Origin of the sequence: Agrobacterium sp. FDAARGOS_525 (assembly GCF_003938925.1) — a bacterium.
GTDB classification, from domain to species: domain Bacteria; phylum Pseudomonadota; class Alphaproteobacteria; order Rhizobiales; family Rhizobiaceae; genus Agrobacterium; species Agrobacterium pusense.
Map to the genome: position 1 here is coordinate 2,151,995 of NZ_RKIU01000004.1, position 16,577 is coordinate 2,168,571.

Annotated in this window: 17 protein-coding genes; 13 read left to right on the plus strand and 4 right to left on the minus strand. The window is 60.1% G+C overall.

From position 1 onward, the window contains the following. Positions 1-224 precede the first annotated feature (224 nt). A complete protein-coding gene (locus tag EGT36_RS26430; protein WP_125271375.1) occupies positions 225-1,457 on the plus strand; it encodes a M24 family metallopeptidase in 1,233 nt (410 codons plus the stop codon). Positions 1,458-1,465: 8 nt separating this feature from the next. Here the strand turns inward: EGT36_RS26430 and EGT36_RS26435 are convergent, their stop codons facing one another. From EGT36_RS26435 to EGT36_RS26445, 3 genes are all read right to left on the minus strand, one after another. Next, entirely contained in the window at positions 1,466-1,783 is a 318-nt protein-coding gene (locus EGT36_RS26435) for a cupin domain-containing protein (RefSeq protein WP_006700391.1), read from the minus strand. 37 nt (positions 1,784-1,820) lie between these two features. Beyond that, positions 1,821-2,558: a FadR/GntR family transcriptional regulator gene (locus EGT36_RS26440; protein WP_004444990.1), complete on the minus strand. Its 738-nt coding sequence runs from the start codon at positions 2,556-2,558 to the stop codon at positions 1,821-1,823. Between the two features lie 107 nt (positions 2,559-2,665). Next, entirely contained in the window at positions 2,666-3,463 is a 798-nt protein-coding gene (locus EGT36_RS26445) for an NAD-dependent epimerase/dehydratase family protein (protein ID WP_006700392.1), read from the minus strand. Between the two features lie 137 nt (positions 3,464-3,600). Here EGT36_RS26445 and kduI point away from each other — a divergent pair, with 137 nt between their 5' ends. The 8 genes from kduI (at position 3,601) to EGT36_RS26485 (ending at position 11,220) form a co-directional block, all read left to right on the plus strand. Further along, entirely contained in the window at positions 3,601-4,425 is an 825-nt protein-coding gene (gene kduI, locus EGT36_RS26450; protein WP_006700393.1) for a 5-dehydro-4-deoxy-D-glucuronate isomerase, read from the plus strand. Further along, positions 4,422-5,165: a 2-dehydro-3-deoxy-D-gluconate 5-dehydrogenase KduD gene (kduD, locus tag EGT36_RS26455; RefSeq protein ID WP_107339606.1), complete on the plus strand. Its 744-nt coding sequence runs from the start codon at positions 4,422-4,424 to the stop codon at positions 5,163-5,165. Before kduI ends, kduD begins: the two co-directional genes overlap by 4 nt. 112 nt (positions 5,166-5,277) lie before the next feature. Then, positions 5,278-6,189, plus strand: coding sequence for a 5-dehydro-4-deoxyglucarate dehydratase (kdgD, locus tag EGT36_RS26460; protein ID WP_004444985.1), 912 nt, complete (start codon positions 5,278-5,280; stop codon positions 6,187-6,189). 24 nt (positions 6,190-6,213) lie between these two features. Further along, complete coding sequence (locus EGT36_RS26465) at positions 6,214-7,350, plus strand: D-galactarolactone cycloisomerase (protein WP_004444983.1); 1,137 nt, start codon at positions 6,214-6,216, stop codon at positions 7,348-7,350. Beyond that, positions 7,347-8,225 (plus strand): D-galactarolactone isomerase, encoded by an 879-nt coding sequence (locus EGT36_RS26470; RefSeq protein WP_081859419.1) that lies wholly within the window; start codon positions 7,347-7,349, stop codon positions 8,223-8,225. The genes EGT36_RS26465 and EGT36_RS26470 overlap by 4 nt, the downstream gene beginning before the upstream one ends. Positions 8,226-8,369: 144 nt before the next feature. Then, complete coding sequence (locus EGT36_RS26475; protein WP_034497550.1) at positions 8,370-9,347, plus strand: TRAP transporter substrate-binding protein; 978 nt, start codon at positions 8,370-8,372, stop codon at positions 9,345-9,347. Between the two features lie 70 nt (positions 9,348-9,417). After that, positions 9,418-9,939, plus strand: coding sequence for a TRAP transporter small permease (locus tag EGT36_RS26480; protein WP_022562649.1), 522 nt, complete (start codon positions 9,418-9,420; stop codon positions 9,937-9,939). Beyond that, on the plus strand, positions 9,940-11,220 hold the full coding sequence (locus EGT36_RS26485; RefSeq protein ID WP_004444979.1) for a TRAP transporter large permease: 1,281 nt from the start codon (positions 9,940-9,942) through the stop codon (positions 11,218-11,220). Between the two features lie 29 nt (positions 11,221-11,249). Here the strand turns inward: EGT36_RS26485 and EGT36_RS26490 are convergent, their stop codons facing one another. Next, positions 11,250-12,176 (minus strand): helix-turn-helix domain-containing protein, encoded by a 927-nt coding sequence (locus tag EGT36_RS26490; protein WP_125271376.1) that lies wholly within the window; start codon positions 12,174-12,176, stop codon positions 11,250-11,252. A gap of 212 nt (positions 12,177-12,388) precedes the next feature. Between EGT36_RS26490 and EGT36_RS26495 the strand changes: the two genes are divergently transcribed. The 4 genes from EGT36_RS26495 to EGT36_RS26510 are packed head-to-tail and all read left to right on the plus strand — an operon-like array spanning position 12,389 to position 16,574. Next, positions 12,389-13,270, plus strand: coding sequence for a carbohydrate ABC transporter permease (locus EGT36_RS26495; RefSeq protein WP_125271377.1), 882 nt, complete (start codon positions 12,389-12,391; stop codon positions 13,268-13,270). 4 nt (positions 13,271-13,274) lie between these two features. After that, on the plus strand, positions 13,275-14,159 hold the full coding sequence (locus tag EGT36_RS26500; RefSeq protein WP_004444975.1) for a carbohydrate ABC transporter permease: 885 nt from the start codon (positions 13,275-13,277) through the stop codon (positions 14,157-14,159). Between the two features lie 2 nt (positions 14,160-14,161). Further along, positions 14,162-15,262: an ABC transporter ATP-binding protein gene (locus EGT36_RS26505; protein ID WP_100911167.1), complete on the plus strand. Its 1,101-nt coding sequence runs from the start codon at positions 14,162-14,164 to the stop codon at positions 15,260-15,262. A 43-nt stretch (positions 15,263-15,305) separates the two neighbouring features. Further along, complete coding sequence (locus EGT36_RS26510; RefSeq protein ID WP_108081621.1) at positions 15,306-16,574, plus strand: ABC transporter substrate-binding protein; 1,269 nt, start codon at positions 15,306-15,308, stop codon at positions 16,572-16,574. Positions 16,575-16,577 lie beyond the last annotated feature (3 nt).

Genomic DNA, 16,577 nt, shown 5'->3' on the forward strand with positions numbered 1-16,577 from the left:
TGAAGGGTCGGATGAGGGGGGAACGTTGCCGGATTTCGGAGAGCGAGCCCCCTCATCCCGCTGCCGCGGACTTCTCCCCGGCGGGGAGAAGAAACAAGGGGCATCCGCTCGCTCACACTGATGAATCTCAGGGTTGTGACATCATCTTCCACCTTCTTTCCTATCCCGGTGACTGCTAAAGCGTAGGTTCACAAACCTGCCGCCAAACAATCACCGGAGTTCCCATGAGCGATATCGACCGAGGCCGCGCCCAGCAGCTGATGCGGGAGGCGGAGATTGATGCGCTGGTACTGTTCCAGCCCGAGGCCTTTCGTTATGCGGTTGGTGCGCCTGCCGGTGTTGCGACCATGTGGGGCAAAGCGGGTTCCGCAATTGCGCTGGTGCCTGCCGCTTCCGGGGCAGGGCTGGCCGCCGTCGTCAGTGATCATGCCGCGCCGATCATCAGGAGGGCGGCACCTGATATCGATCTGCGCTGCCATCGCATCTGGATCGATTTGGTCGATCTTTCGGGTGTGGAAACCATCGCGCAGGTGGATGATGCCTATCGCCGCAACAATTCCGGTGGGCCGCGGCCGGAGACATTTGATCGTACCGCCTGCTTCGGCCTGCTATCCGATCTGCTGCGGGAGCGCGGACTGTCCGCGGCGCGGATCGGTGCCGACCTTGAATTCATGCCCGCCGCCGATTTTTTCGCCCTGCGTCAGGCGCTGCCCGAGGTGAATTGGGTTGATGGTTCGACGGTGCTGAAACGTCTGAGGGCGGTGAAATCCCAACGCGAGATCAAACTTCTCAGGCAGGCGTCAGCCGCCGCCGAGGCGGGGCTGGTCGAGATGGCAGCCGCCGTCCGACCGGGGGCGGCCCTTGGTCAACTCTCCGCCGCCTGGAAATCCGGCGCGCAGGCATATGCCGCGAAATCAGGTTTTTCGTTGACCGGGCATTGGGACTTCATTTCGGTCGGCCCGGCTTTGTCGGATATGACGGCAGCGGTCGCGCCGGGTGCGCTGATCAAGGCCGATGTAGGTACGCTGGTGGACGGTTATTCTTCGGATGGCGCGCGGACTTTTTCATGGGGGCCGGTTTCGCCTTTGGCGGGCGATATCTTCAAGGCTCTGGAAGCGGCCTTCGCCCGCGGGCTGGACGCGCTCCGCCCGGGCAATACATTCGGTGCAGTGCACGCCGCCATGCTGGCCTCGATGCGCAAGGACGGCTTCGGTGAATATTATCGCGGCCACTTCGGCCACTCCGTTGGTGGCAGCGTGGGTATCGAGGAATGGCCGTTCTTTTCCCACGACAATCCGGAACTCATTCTTCCCGGCATGGTCGTTGCGCTCGAAGCGCCGTTTTATGGGGAAGGCGTGGGTGCGTTGATGATCGAGGACCAGTTCCTCGTCACCGCATCTGGCGCAGAGTGCATGAACAGCCTGCCACGCACCCTACGGGATTTATCTGCAGACTGATCGCCGGATCAGAGGAAATCGTCGCGGCGCGGCGTGAAGCAGTCGATCAGTTCGCCCTCTTCCAGACACAGGCAGCCATGCTCGATATGGCCGGGAATGACGAGGCTATCGCCCTTCTTGAGGTCGTAGGCCTCGCCATCACGATAAAAGCGGAAGCTGCCGCTGGCGACATAGGTCGATTGTACATGCGGATGGCTGTGCAGCTTGCCTTCCGCGCCGGTCTTGAAACGGAACGATACCACCATCAGTTCAGGCGCTTCGGAAAGCACGGTGCGTTCTACGCCATCGTCGGGCGAAACAGTGGGGAAGGTCGGAAGCTGCTGCATATCTTTCTCCTCAGTCAATGCGGTTCAGGCGGCAATCTCAGCGCGGTGCGCGCAACATCGCGCGGTATCGCATCTGGCTGCTTTTCAGGTGGTTGCGCATGGCGCTTCGCGCCGCCTCCTCGTCGCCGTCCTGTATCGCGATCAGTATCGCCTCGTGCTCTCCCACCAGACGGCTGAGATCAGCGGGCGAAAGCACGGTCTCGGAGCCGTTTTCGGCCACGGCGCGGCGGGGAATGACGGTCGGGCCGAGCACCTGCAGAAACTCGCTGAAGCGGGGATTGTTGGTCGCTTCGGCAACTGCCAGATGGAAGGCGAAATCGGCCTCGGCCGTCGGGCTGCCCTTGGCGGCGCTGGCGCGGAAGGCGTCGAAGGCCTCGATGATCTTTTCTTCCTGCGCCGGCGAACGGCGGATCGCAGCAAGGCCCGCGGCATCGCCTTCCACCGCGGTGCGCAGTTCCAGCATTTCGATCAGCGAGGAGACGCGGGCCAGATCGACATTATGGAAAGGCCGCCGTTCGACCGGGGCGGGCTCCAGTACGAAGACACCGGCGCCCTGACGCGGTTCGACGAGACCGTCTGAGCGCAGGGAGGCAATCGCCTCGCGCACAACGGTTCGGCTCACGCCGAATTCCTGCGTCATCTGCGCTTCCGATGGCAGGCGGTCGCCAGTCTTGTAACGGCCCTTGGCGATCTGGCTGCGGAGTTCCTCCGAAACCTTCACCACAAGCGTTTTGGCCTGTGGCGCTGCCGGTTCGGAGGTCGTCGTTCTTGTCATCTTCGTCGCCGTTCTAAAAATATCGGTTGCGTCTACCGTTCCTCGATACGTTATTCGCGGCCCGGCTTGCAATCCCACCGCCTGCCGGGAACGTTCCCTGCCGCATTTCACGTCGCCTTGAAGATCGGGTTGTCGACGAAAACACCGCCCTGAAACCGCACCATGGCATCGCCGGGGTCGGGTTTCGGCGTTGTCTCGGCAATGTGCCGCCGGAAGGCCTCCGCATTGTCTTTGGGTTTCCATCCGAGAAAACCGAGATGCGAATTGTCCCACCAGCCGGCGTCATTGGCAGACGCGCCCCAGACAACGGGGCAGCCGAGGATCGGTGCCCGAAATACCGCTTCGATCAGCGATACGAAATCGTCGTGCGAGAACCAGGTGGACAACATGCGATAATTGGTGGGTTCCGGGGTGCAGGAACCGATGCGCACAAGCGCCGTCTCCTGCCCGAACTTCTCGAAATACATGCGGGCCAGGTTTTCGCCAAAACACTTGGAGACGCCGTAAAGCCCGTCCGGTCGGAAGGGGGCGTCGGGGCCAAGACGCTCCGTCTGGGGATAATAACCGATCGTGTGGTTGGAACTGGCAAAAACGATCCGCGGCTGTCCGTGGGCGCGGGCGGCTTCATAGAGATTATAAAGCCCGATGATGTTGCCTTGAACGATTTGTTCGAACGGCTTTTCCACCGATATGCCGCCAAGGTGGATAATCCCGTCGCAACCGGCGACCATGGCATCCACGGCATTTGCGTCCGCCAGGTCGCACTGCACGCATTCCTCGTTCGGGCCTGCCGGGTCTAGCGGAGCAAGATCGGCGAGGCGCAAGATCTCGGCCACCGGTGCGAGGCGTTCGCGCATGACGCGGCCGAGCTGGCCTGCCGCACCGGTAACAAGAAGCCGTTTCATCGCAATTCTCCATCAGCATTATACGTCATCGACGCAGTCAGATATGGCAGCGCCTCTTGACCTTGTCATACAGATCGTACAAAAAGCGGATAACATATATTATGTGCCATACGCAACAATCATGAAGGATGAGTTTGATGCTGACCGTCGAAACAAGGCAGGCCGTGAACCCGGAATATGCAAAAACGCTGGATACCGAAGGTCTCCGCCGGCATTTCCTCGCCAGCGACATGTTCCGTTCCGGTGAAATCAGGCTGATCTACACCCATTACGACCGCTTCGTGATGGGCGGCGCCGTGCCTGACGGAAAGCCGCTGACGCTCGACAAGGTGGAGGAAACCAGGACACCTTCCTTCCTCGATCGACGTGAAATGGGCATCGTCAACATCGGTGAGGCGGGCACGGTCAGCGCCGGCGGCGAAACCTACACGCTGAACCGCGGTGACGTGCTTTATCTCGGTGCCGGCAGCGGCGCGGTGACCTTCGACGGCGCCGGGCGATTCTACATCACCTCGTGCCCGGCGCATCGCAGCCTGCCGGCGAAGCTGGTGACGCTGGCGAACAGCAAGGAGGTCAAGCTTGGTGCAACCGAAACCTCCAACAAGCGCACCATCAACCAGTTCATCCATCCGCTGGTCATGGAAAGCTGCCAGCTGGTGCTGGGATATACGACACTGGAGGACGGCTCGGTCTGGAACACCATTCCCTCGCATATTCATGATCGCCGCATGGAGGCCTATCTCTATTTCGGCATGGATGAAAAGTCGCGCGTGCTGCACCTGATGGGCGAGCCGCAGGAGACCCGGCACCTGTTCATTTCAAATGAAGAAGGCGCGATTTCCCCGCCCTGGTCCATTCATTCCGGTGCGGGCATCGGCTCCTACACCTTCATCTGGGCCATGGCCGGCGACAATGTCGACTATACCGACATGGACTTCATTCAGCCGGGAGACCTGAAATGAGGAACCCCTTTTCGCTTCAGGGGCGCAAGGCGCTCGTCACCGGCGCGAATACGGGGCTCGGCCAGGCGATTGCGGTGGGTCTCGCCGCTGCCGGCGCGGACGTCGTCTGCGCCGCCCGTCGTGCGCCGGATGAAACGCTTGCGATCATCGCGAGTGACGGCGGCAAGGCCAGCGCATTGTCTATCGACTTTGCCGATCCGCTGGCGGCAAAAGACAGTTTTGCCGGTGCCGGTTTCGACATTCTCGTCAACAATGCCGGCATCATCCGCCGTGCCGATTCCGTTGAATTTTCCGAGCTGGACTGGGACGAGGTGATGGACGTCAACCTCAAGGCGCTGTTTTTCACCACGCAGGCCTTTGCAAAGGAGCTGCTGGCGAACGGCCGCCCCGGCAAGGTCGTCAATATCGCCTCGCTCCTGTCGTTCCAGGGGGGCATTCGTGTGCCGTCCTATACGGCTGCAAAACATGGCGTCGCCGGTCTCACCAAGCTTCTGGCAAACGAGTGGGCGGCGAAGGGCATCAATGTGAATGCGATTGCGCCGGGTTACATCGAAACCAACAATACAGAGGCACTGCGCGCGGATGCGACCCGCAACAAGGCCATTCTCGAGCGCATTCCGGCTGGCCGCTGGGGTCATTCAGACGATATAGCCGGGGCGGCGGTTTTCCTTGCTTCGCCGGCGGCGGATTATGTGCATGGCGCCATTCTCAATGTCGATGGCGGCTGGCTGGCGCGCTGAGCCGCGCCCGCCTGTAAAATTCATCATATAACTTGTATGATGAATTGTTGACAAATATACGGCAAGTGGTTTAGGTGACTTTCAGTCATTGAACTTCAAAGGAATACCGATCATGAACCCTGAACAAATCAAAACGGCTCTCGGCTCCGGCCTTCTGTCTTTCCCGGTCACCCATTTCGATTCCGAGGGCCGTTTCGCTGCCGACAGCTACAGGGCCCATGTCGAATGGCTTGCCGGTTACAAGGCGCCGGTGCTGTTTGCCGCAGGCGGCACCGGCGAGTTCTTTTCGCTGAAGCCGGATGAGATTCCGACGATCGTTTCCGCCGCCAAGGAAGTCGCCGGCGAAACCGCCATCGTTTCCGGCTGCGGTTACGGCACTGAAATTGCGGTTGATATCGCCCGCTCTGTCGAAAAGGTCGGCGCCGATGGCATCCTGCTTCTGCCGCATTACCTCATCGATGCGCCGCAGGAAGGGCTTTACGCCCATATCAAGAAGGTGTGTCAGTCGGTCGGCATCGGTGTCATGGTCTATAACCGTGACAACTCGGTTCTTCAGGCCGATACGCTGGCGCGGCTGTGCGACGAGTGCCCGAACCTTGTCGGCTTCAAGGACGGCACCGGCGATATCGGCCTCGTTCGCCAGATCACCGCCAAGATGGGGGACCGCCTGATGTATCTCGGCGGAATGCCAACCGCGGAACTGTTCGCCGAAGCCTATCTCGGTGCCGGTTTCACGACCTATTCCTCGGCCGTATTCAACTTCGTGCCCGGCCTTGCCAACGAGTTCTACGCAGCGCTGCGCGCCGGCGAGCGCGCCACCTGCGAGCGCATTCTTGTCGATTTCTTCTATCCATTCATGGCGATCCGCAACCGCGCCAAGGGTTATGCCGTCTCCGCCATCAAGGCCGGCGTCCGCCTGCAGGGCTTCGATGCCGGTCCGGTGCGTGCGCCGCTGAAGGACCTGACCAATGAGGAAATCGGCATGCTCGAAGCGCTGATCGGCACGCACAAGCGCAAAGCCTGATCACGGCATAACGGGAGGGGAGCCATGAAGATCACGGCAGTGCGCACGCATCTGCTCGAACATCGTCTGGATACGCCATTCGAAAGCGCCTCCATGCGTTTCGACCGGCGGGCCCATGTTCTGGTGGAAATCGAATGCGACGACGGGACCGTTGGCTGGGGCGAATGCCTCGGCCCGGCGCGGCCGAACGCCGCCGTGGTCCAGGCCTATTCCGGCTGGCTTATCGGCCAGGACCCGCGCCAGACCGAAAAGATCTGGGCCGTGCTTTATAATGCCCTGCGCGATCAGGGCCAGCGCGGCCTCAGTCTTACGGCCCTGTCCGGCATCGATATCGCGTTGTGGGACATCAAGGGCAAGCATTACGGTGCTTCCATCTCGATGCTGCTCGGCGGGCGCTGGCGCGAGAGCGTACGCGCCTATGCCACCGGCAGCTTCAAGCGTGATGGTGTCGACCGCGTTTCAGACAATGCGTCCGAAATGGCGGAGCGCCGCGCTGACGGCTTCCACGCCTGCAAGATCAAGATCGGCTTCGGCATCGAGGAGGACCTCAGGGTCATAGCCGCGGTTCGAGAGGCGATCGGGCCTGACATGCGGCTGATGATCGATGCCAATCACGGTTATACGGTCACCGAAGCCGTCACGCTTGGCAACCGCGCCGCCGACTATGGCATCGACTGGTTTGAGGAGCCGGTGGTTCCCGAACAGCTCGATGCCTATCAGCGTGTACGGGCAGGGCAGCCGATCCCGGTTGCGGGCGGCGAGACCTGGCACGGGCGTCACGGCATGTGGCAGGCGCTTTCCGCCGGTGCCGTGGATATTCTCCAGCCCGATCTCTGCGGATGCGGCGGTTTTTCAGAAACGCAGAAGATTGCCACGCTTGCCACGCTGCACGGCGTGCGCATCGTGCCGCATGTCTGGGGCACCGGCGTACAGATCGCCGCCGCGCTGCAATTCATGGCGGCGATGACGCCTGATCCGGTGCGGGTCAATCCCATCGAACCGATCATGGAATTTGACCGCACCCATAATCCGTTCCGTCAGGCGGTTCTCAGTGAACCTCTCGAAGCGGTGAACGGTATCGTCGCCATTCCCGATGGTCCCGGTCTCGGCATCGAGATCAACCGGGATGCACTCGTTGAATTCAGGATGCCAGACCCATGAGTGAACTCGTCAGAAAGCTGAGCGGCACCGCGCCGAGACCCGCTTTCCCGAAAGGCGCGGTCGATACGCAGATGCACATGTATCTGCCCGGATATCCCGCCTTGCCGGGTGGCCCCGGCCTTCCGCCGGGCGCCCTGCCGGGACCGGAGGATTATCGTCGCCTCATGCAATGGCTCGGCATAGACCGGGTCATCATCACGCAGGGCAATGCCCATCAGCGAGACAATGACAATACGCTGACCTGTGTTGCCGAGATGGGCGAGGCGGCGCGCGCGGTCGTCATCATCGATGCCACCACGAGCGAAAAGGACATGGAGAAGCTTGCCGCCGCGGGTGCGGTCGGCGCGCGTATCATGGATTTGCCGGGTGGCGCTGTGAACCTTTCCGAACTGGAAGCGGTGGACGAGCGGGCGCATGCGGCCGACTGGATGGTGGCGGTGCAGTTCGACGGAAACGGTCTTCTCGACCATCTGCCGCGTCTTCAGAAAATCCGCTCGCGCTGGGTGTTCGATCATCATGGCAAGTTCTTCAAGGGCATCAAAACCGACGGGCCGGAAATGGCGGCGCTTCTGAAACTCATCGACGGCGGCAATCTGTGGTTCAAATTCGCCGGCGTTTATGAAAGCTCCCGCGAAAGCTGGCCCTACGAGGATGTCGCCGCCTTTTCGCGGGTGATCGCGGCGCATGCGCCGGAACGCATCGTCTGGGGCACCAACTGGCCGCATAATTCCGTGCGCGAGACGGCTGCCTATCCTGATGATGCCCGCCTTGCGGAACTGACGCTCGGCTGGCTGCCGGATGAGGCGGCGCGTCATCGGGCGCTGGTCGAAAACCCCGAAGAGCTGTTCAAGCTGTCGCCGGTCAAGGCGGCCTAATTTGATCCGGGATGGTTGGGGAAGGGAGGCCCCGTCATCCTTTTCACATGAAAGGTCTTTGCATGCCGGCCCGGATGGGCGTGAAAAAATCGGCCCGACAAGCCTTGGAGGGGCTGGGCCGTTTCAACAATGGAGGAGGAAAGCATGAAAAAGATTGCAAGCATGATGTGCGTCGCGATGGGGATCGCGCTGTCAGGCGTTTCCGCCATGGCGCAGGAAATCACCCTGCGTTCGGCCGATATTCATCCGGACGGTTATCCCACAGTCGAAGCCGTGAAATATATGGGCGAGCTTCTGGCCGAGCGGACCAATGGCCGTATCAAGATACAGGTCATGAACAATTCCGTTCTTGGCGGCGAAAAGGACACCATCGAGCAGACCCGCTTCGGCGTCATCGACATGAACCGCGTCAATGCCGCGCCTTTCAACAATCTTGTCAAGGAAACCACCGTTCTTGGTCTGCCTTTCCTGTTCCGCTCGACGGAGCACATGCACAATACGGTCGACGGTCCGATTGGTGATGAGGTTCTGGCTGCCTTCGAACCGCACGGTCTCGTCGGTCTCGCCTTTTACGATTCCGGCGCCCGATCCTTCTACACCACCAAAAAGCCCATCGAAAAACTGGCGGATCTGAAGGGGCTCAAAATCCGCGTGCAGCAGTCGGACCTGTGGATTTCGATGATGCAGGCCTTCGGCGCCAACCCGACGCCGATGCCGATGGGCGAGGTCTATTCCTCACTGGAAACCGGTGTCGTCGACGGTGCCGAAAACAACTGGCCATCCTACGAATCCGCCCGTCACTACGAGGTGGCGAAGAACTACTCCCTGACGGAGCATTCTCTGAACCCGGAAATCCTCGTCATTTCGAAGATCTCCTATGACAAGCTCTCCCCGGAAGACCAGAAGCTGCTGCGCCAGGCGGCCAAGGATTCAGTCGGCAAGATGCGCGAACTGTGGAGCGCCCGCGAAAAGGCATCGGAAGAAAAGGTCCGGGCCGGCGGGGTCAATGTCATCAAGGTCAACAAGGAGGAATTCGCTGCCGCGATGGGGCCGGTCTACGACAAGTTCGTCACCGATCCGAAGATGAAGGACCTTCTGGAACGGGTGAAAGCGGTCAAGTAACGCGTGGGAAACCGGCCTTGGAAACAGGGCCGGTTTTCTTTCGTCGCCGTTGATGCGGGAGGAACAGACAATGCGACACTTCATGCGGGCCATCCGCCCTTTTCTCGGCGCGCTTAGCCACGCGTCGCTTTATATTGCCGGTATCGGCATGATCGCCATGACGCTTATCGTCGGCTGGCAGGTCTTTGCGCGGTACATTCTCAACGATTCACCCAGCTGGTCTGAGCCGCTGTCGCTGCATCTCATGTCGTGGTTCATCATGCTTGGCGCCGCCGTCGGCGTGCGCGAGAGCGTGCATCTGGGGCTCGATATTCTGCGCTACATGATGCCGCCGCGTGTGCAGAAGGGCATGGACCTGACAAGCCTTGCGCTGATCTTCTTCTTCGGTGCCGGCATGGCCTGGTATGGCACCTCGCTTGCCATGGGGACATGGACGGCGACGATTCCTGTTCTCGGCTGGCCGGGCGGGACGGATTTCTTTCCGCTGATCGGCGGCGGTTTCCTTATCGCGCTGTTTGCTGCCGAACGTTTCGTCGATCTTTCCATCGGCGAGGAAATCGCTGCAGACGTGATCGTGCAGGAGGCCGCATAAATGGCTTACACCATTCTCTTCGGGGTGTTCACCCTGCTGATGCTGATCGGAACGCCGATCGCGTTCTGTCTCGGCATCGCGTCCTTCGCCACGGTTCTTTATCTCGGCCTGCCGCCCATCGTGGTGTTCCAGCAGATGAATTCCGGCATGAATGTCTTCGCGATGATGGCGATACCGTTCTTCATCTTCGCCGGTGACCTGATGGTGCGCGGCGGCATCGCCCACCGCCTCATCCGCTTCGCGGCAGGCCTCGTGGGACACCTGCGCGGCGGTCTTGGTCAGGTCAACATCGTGGCTTCGACACTGTTCGGCGGCATTTCCGGCTCGGCCGTGGCCGATGCCTCTGCGGTGGGCGGGCTGATGATACCGCAGATGGCAAAACGCGGTTACGACAGGGATTACGCCGTCAATGTCACCGTCAACGCCGCCATCATTGCGCTGATGATCCCGCCCTCGCACAACATGATCCTCTATTCCATCGCGGCGGGCGGCAATGTCTCTGTGGCCGATCTCTTCACCGCCGGTATCATTCCGGGCCTGTTGCTTGCAGCAGCGCTGATGGTGACGGCCTATATCGTCGCCCGGCGCAAGGGCTATCCGTCCGAGCCTTTCCCCGGTTTCTCGAAGCTGATGTATTATCTGCTGGCGTCTTTCCCCGGCATCCTGCTGATCGGCATCATTTTCGGCGGCGTGCGTTCGGGCATCTTCACCGCGACCGAGAGTTCCTGCATCGCCGTGCTCTATGCCTTCCTTGTCGCCATGCTGGTCTATCGCGAACTCAACTGGGACGGCTTCGTGGAAGCGGTGATGGGTGCTGTCCGCACCACGGCCATGGTGCTGCTGGTCATCGGCACGGCGGCGTCCTTCGGCTGGCTGATGGCCTTTCTGCAGGTGCAGACGTTGATGATTGCCGCAATCAGCGCGATTTCGGACAACCCGATCATCGTGCTGCTTGTCATCAACATCATCCTGCTGCTGCTCGGCACCTTCATGGACATGGCGCCGATGGTCATCATTTCCACGCCGGTGCTTCTGCCTGTCGTAAAGGCCTTCGGTATCGACCCCGTGCATTTCGGCGTGGTGATGATCCTGAACGCCGGCATTGGTCTCAATACGCCGCCGGTCGGAACGGTGCTCTTCGTCGGCTGCGCGGTGGGCGGCATATCGATACGGGAGGCAATGCGGACGATCTGGCCGTTCTTCGGCGCCAGCATCGCAGTGCTGCTTGCTGTCACCTATATTCCGTCGCTGTCCCTGTGGTTGCCGTCACTGTTCCGGTAATTCCAGCGCTTTCAAACGAGGGGGCCCCGTTATGCCGGGGCCTTTTCCGTTTCGTCGGCAAGCAGCCTTTGCTGCTCATGCTCGTCAAATGCCATCAGGTTGCCGTGCCGGCTGCGGCGTATCCGGTTCATATGGTCACGCGGGCTTAATCCCAATGTCCGCTTGAACATGCGCGAGAAATAATAGGGGTCGCCATAACCCACCTCGGCCGCCGCTGCCGAGACCGAAAGTCCGGCCTCGAGAAAATGCATGGCGCGTTCCATGCGTTTGAACTCCTGATATTTGCGCGGCGTCCGTCCCACCCGCTTCTGGAATTCCCGCAGGAAATAATCGCGATTATAGGGCGCTGCATCGGTGGCCCGCCCGGCAATGTCGGGGTCCAACGGATTGGCGGAAATCATCGTGATCGCCTTCATCACCGCAAGGTCGAGGCCTTCCGTACCCTCCGGCTGAAAACTCGGGCGGTCGACCCAGCCCAGAAACGCGTCATCGATGAAGGCGATCAGAAGCACCATGAAGAGATGATGTTGACCCAGAGTGACGGAGGAAGGAGGCGCGCTCTGCCGGTAGTGGCGCACCAGCGGTTCCAGAAGCGACCAGCGGCTTAGCCGCAGTTTCGGTTTCAGGTCCATCTGCGCGATCAGGTTGTGGCGGCCGTAAATATCGAGCGTGAAATGCTGCGCCACGCCGCGATAGGTCACGGCCTGCTCGTTCCACCCGACAAAGCGTTGCCCTCGGAAAATAAGCATGGCGTCACCGGGCTCCAGTACCCTTGCTTCGCCATCAACGAGATAGTGCCCGCGCCCTTCCAGGCAGATGATGAGATCGTCCACCGGATTGGATTTGTCGATCTGCCAGGTGCGCGAATGCTCCATTTTGATCGTCGCGCGCGTCAGGTTGAGGTCGAGCGCCGCAGGCGGAACGGATGACAGGATGCCACCTTCGATTTCGTCCATCTTTTTCCTCGTCTTTGTTAATTCACCTTGGCGCTGAAATTTGGTTTTGTCACCGCATAAATTGCTTTTACGCGCCGTATCAATGAGGGAGGAGATCGGTCGCGGCGAGGAAATACGCTTTATTGCGCCCGCCGCTGGCCGTTCCGGGAGAATCACTTGTACGAAATTGTATTCTGTCAGTCGCGTTCCGCCGGGACGCGGGGAGGAGCATCATGAAATCTCAGCGCTTCCTGGGGCTGGGATATCTGACGCCTTACATCATCGGGCTTTTGGTCTTCACGGCCATTCCGTTTCTTGGCTCGCTCTATCTCAGTTTCACCCGTTACGACTTGATGAGCGATCCCAGCTGGACAGGGCTTGCCAATTACGAGCGGCTGTTCACCCGCGACCGCACCTTCATGAAATCCCTGAACGTCACCCTGTTCTACGTGTTTCTGACGGTGCCGCTGAAGCTTGCCTTTGCGCTGTTCATCGCGGCAATACTCAATTACAAGCTGCAATTCATCAACTTTTTCCGCACCGCCTTTTACGTGCCGTCCATCCTCGGCGGCTCGATCGCGATTGCGGTTCTGTGGCGCTATATCTTCGCCAGCGAAGGCCTTGCCAATATGGCGCTTGCCGCCGTGGGGCTGTCGCCGGTGGACTGGTTCGGAGATCCGGGCAATGCGCTTTTCACCATCACGCTGCTGCGCTGCTGGCAGTTCGGCTCGGCGATGGTGATCTTCCTTGCGGCCCTGCAATCCATCGACAAATCGCTTTACGAAGCGGCCGCCATCGATGGTGCCGGCAAGGTGAGGACCTTCTTCTTCATCACCCTGCCGCTTCTGACGCCGGTGATCTTTTTCAACCTCATCATGCAGATGGTGCAGGCATTCCAGGAGTTCAACGGTCCTTACATCATCACCCAGGGCGGGCCGCTGAAGTCCACCTATCTCCTGCCTCTTTATATCTACGACGAGGCCTTCAAGAAGTTCAACATGGGCTATGCCTCCGCAATCGCCTGGGTGCTCTTCATCATCATCACCGTGCTGACCCTCGTGGCCTTCTGGTCCTCCAAGAAGTGGGTCTATTACGCCGGCGACAAGCGGAACTGATGCCATGACCGATATCGCAACCCTAAACGACATGCAGGCGGCCCGCCGGGCGCGGCTCAGGCTGCTTTCTACCTCGGTCCGCTACGTGCTTCTCTTCGCGGTCGGACTCGTCATGCTCTATCCGCTGATCTGGCTGGTGGGCGCAAGCTTCAAGACCAATTCGGAAATCTTCTCCGGTGCCGGTTTCATCCCGGAAAACCCGACGCTGGATGGCTATATCCGCGGCTGGGAAACCTCGACGCCCTACACCTTCGGCCGGTTCTTCTGGAACTCGTTCCTGATCATCCTGCCGAAGGTCATCGGCACGGCGATTTCCTGCACCATGGCGGCCTATGCCTTTGCCCGCTTCGATTTTCCGCTGAAGAAGATCCTGTTCGGCTCGGTCATCGCCATTCTGCTGCTGCCCAATGTCGTCACCCGCATTCCGCAATATATCCTGTTTCGCGATCTCGGCTGGCTGGACAGTTTCCTGCCGCTCTGGGTGCCCTCGGCTTTCGCCGGTGATGCCTTCTTTGTCTTCATGCTGGTGCAGTTTCTGCGCTCGCTGCCCTCGGACATGGAAGAGGCCGCCCGGGTGGACGGCGCCAACAGCCTGCAGACACTGGTCTACATCGTCGTACCGATGCTGGCGCCGGCGCTGATCTCGGTCTGCCTGTTCCAGTTCATGTGGACGATGAACGACTTTCTCGGTCCGCTGATCTACCTGTCCTCGGTCGACAAATATCCGGTGAGCCTGGCGCTCAAACTCTCCATCGACACCACCGAAGCCTTTGAATGGAACCGCATCCTGGCGATGTCGGTGCTGACGATCGCGCCCGCGCTGATCGTGTTCTTCGCGGCGCAACGGTATTTCATTGAAGGGATCTCGTCTGGCGGGGTCAAGGGCTGAAAATGGCAAGCGTTCAACTTAAAAATCTCGAAAAAGTCTATGGCGGCAGCTTCAAGGCGGTGCACGGCATCAATCTCGACGTCGAGGATGGCGAGTTCATGGTGTTCGTCGGCCCTTCGGGCTGCGCCAAATCCACGACGCTGCGCATGGTGGCGGGGCTGGAGGAAATCACCGGTGGTGAAATCCTGATCGGCGATCAGCGCGTCAACGATCTGCCGCCCGGCAAGCGCTCCATTGCCATGGTGTTCCAGAACTATGCGCTTTATCCGCATATGAAGGTGCGCGGCAATCTCGCCTTCGGCCTGAAGATCGCCGGTGTCGCCAAGCCGGAGATCGAGAAGGCCATCGACAATGTCGCGCGCATCCTGGAGATCGAGCCGCTGCTCGACCGTCTGCCGAAGCAGCTTTCCGGCGGGCAGGCGCAGCGTGTGGCGCTCGGCCGTGCGCTCATCAAGAAACCGGGTGTGTTTTTGTTCGATGAGCCGCTGTCCAATCTCGACGCCAAGCTGCGTGCTTCGATGCGGGTTCGCATTACCGATCTGCACCGCCAGTTGAAAGCGGAAGGCCTGTCATCGACTGTTATCTACGTCACCCATGACCAGACGGAGGCCATGACCATGGGTGACCGCATCTGCGTCATGCAGGCAGGTCGCATCATGCAGGTCGCGACGCCGAAGGAGCTTTACAACCATCCCGCCAATCTCTTCGTCGCCGGCTTCATCGGCACGCCGGAAATGAACCTCGTGGATGTGGCAATCGAGGGTACTGAATTCGTGATCGCCGGTCAGCGCCTGCCGATCGGCGCGCATCTGGAACAGCGACTATCGGCGAGACCCACGGACGCCGTCATCGGCATCCGTCCGCAGCATCTCTCATTGGCGGAGGCGACCGATGGTCCGGCGCTGCAGGCGAAACTCACCAATGCGGAATTCATGGGCCACGAGGTCTATCTGCACGCCGATCTCGGCGGCCAGAAGGTCGTCAGCGTCGTCGGCGCGGCGGAATTCGAGGTGCTCGGCCGCGATGGTCTTCTGCGCCTGAAGCCGGACCCGGAGAAGCTGCATATTTTCGACAAGGCCGATGGGCGCAACGTTTCGCTGTGAGCAGCGGACGGGCGTGCCTGATTTTTCGAGGAGGAGAAGAACAATGAAGATGATGACCAGAATGATGGCGATGCTTGCCGGTGCCGCTTATGTGGCGATGGCGACCACACCTGCGGCAGGTGCCGCGGAACTGCGCATGTCATGGTGGGGCGGCGAGAGCCGCCATGTCGCCACCCAGAAAGCGATTGCCGCCTGTGGCGAGAAATACGGCCACACGATCAAGGGCGAGTTCACCGGTTTCGACGGTTATCTCGAAAAACTCACCACCCAGATGGCGGGCAAGACGGAAGCTGATATCGTTCAGGTCAACTGGCCGTGGCTGCCGCTGTTTTCCAAGAATGGCGAAGGTTTTGCCGATCTGCGCCAGATGAAGCCGCTGGATCTTTCCCAATGGGCCGAGAGCGATCTGGAGGCGGGGTCGATGAACGGCGTGCTGCAGGGGCTTTCCGTTTCCACCACCGGCCGCGTCTTCTTCTTCAATGCCACGACCTTCGAAAAGGCGGGTGTCGAAATTCCGAAGACCTGGGATGAGTTCTTCGCGGCGACGAAGACCATCAAGGAAAAGCTCGGCAAGGACTATTATACCTTCAACGCCGTCAAGGAGACCGCCCAGCTTCTGGTGACGCTGGCCGTTGTGCAGAAAACCGGCAAGGATCTGGTCGATCCCAAGACAAACCGCGTGGCCTGGACGCCGGAGGAACTGGCCGAGGGCATCTCCTTTGTCGGCAAGCTGGTCGAAACCGGATCCATCCGCTCCCAGAAAGAGGAAGCGGCCGATGGCAATGTCAATCTTTATGAAAAGCCGTCCTGGTCTGAAGGCCGCATTGCCGGCTCCTATGAATGGGATTCGACCTATTCAAAATATGCCGATCCCCTGAAGCAGGGGCAGGTTCTGAAACCCGTGCCGATGCTGAAGCTTGCAGACGCGGTGACCGAAGGGGTCTATCGCAAGCCTTCAATGGTGTTCTCGATCTCTAAAAACTCGAAGAACCCGGAAGCAGCGGCGCAGATACTGAACTGCCTGCTGAACGAGCCTGAGGGTATCGACGCACTCGGCACCTCGCGTGGTTTGCCGGCATCCAAGGCTGCGGCTGCACGTCTGGGCGACAAGGGCGAGCCGGAAGTGCGAGCCGCCAATGCCATCGTCATGGCCGCATCCGGGCCGGTGGTATCGCCCTTCAACGAACATCCGGAAATCCGCTCGGCCTTCATCGATACGCTGGAAGAATATGCCTATGGCCAGCTGACGGCGGAGGAGGCGGCCGAGCAGATCGTCGATTCCACCAATGATGTTCTGGCGAAGTTCGATTGACGG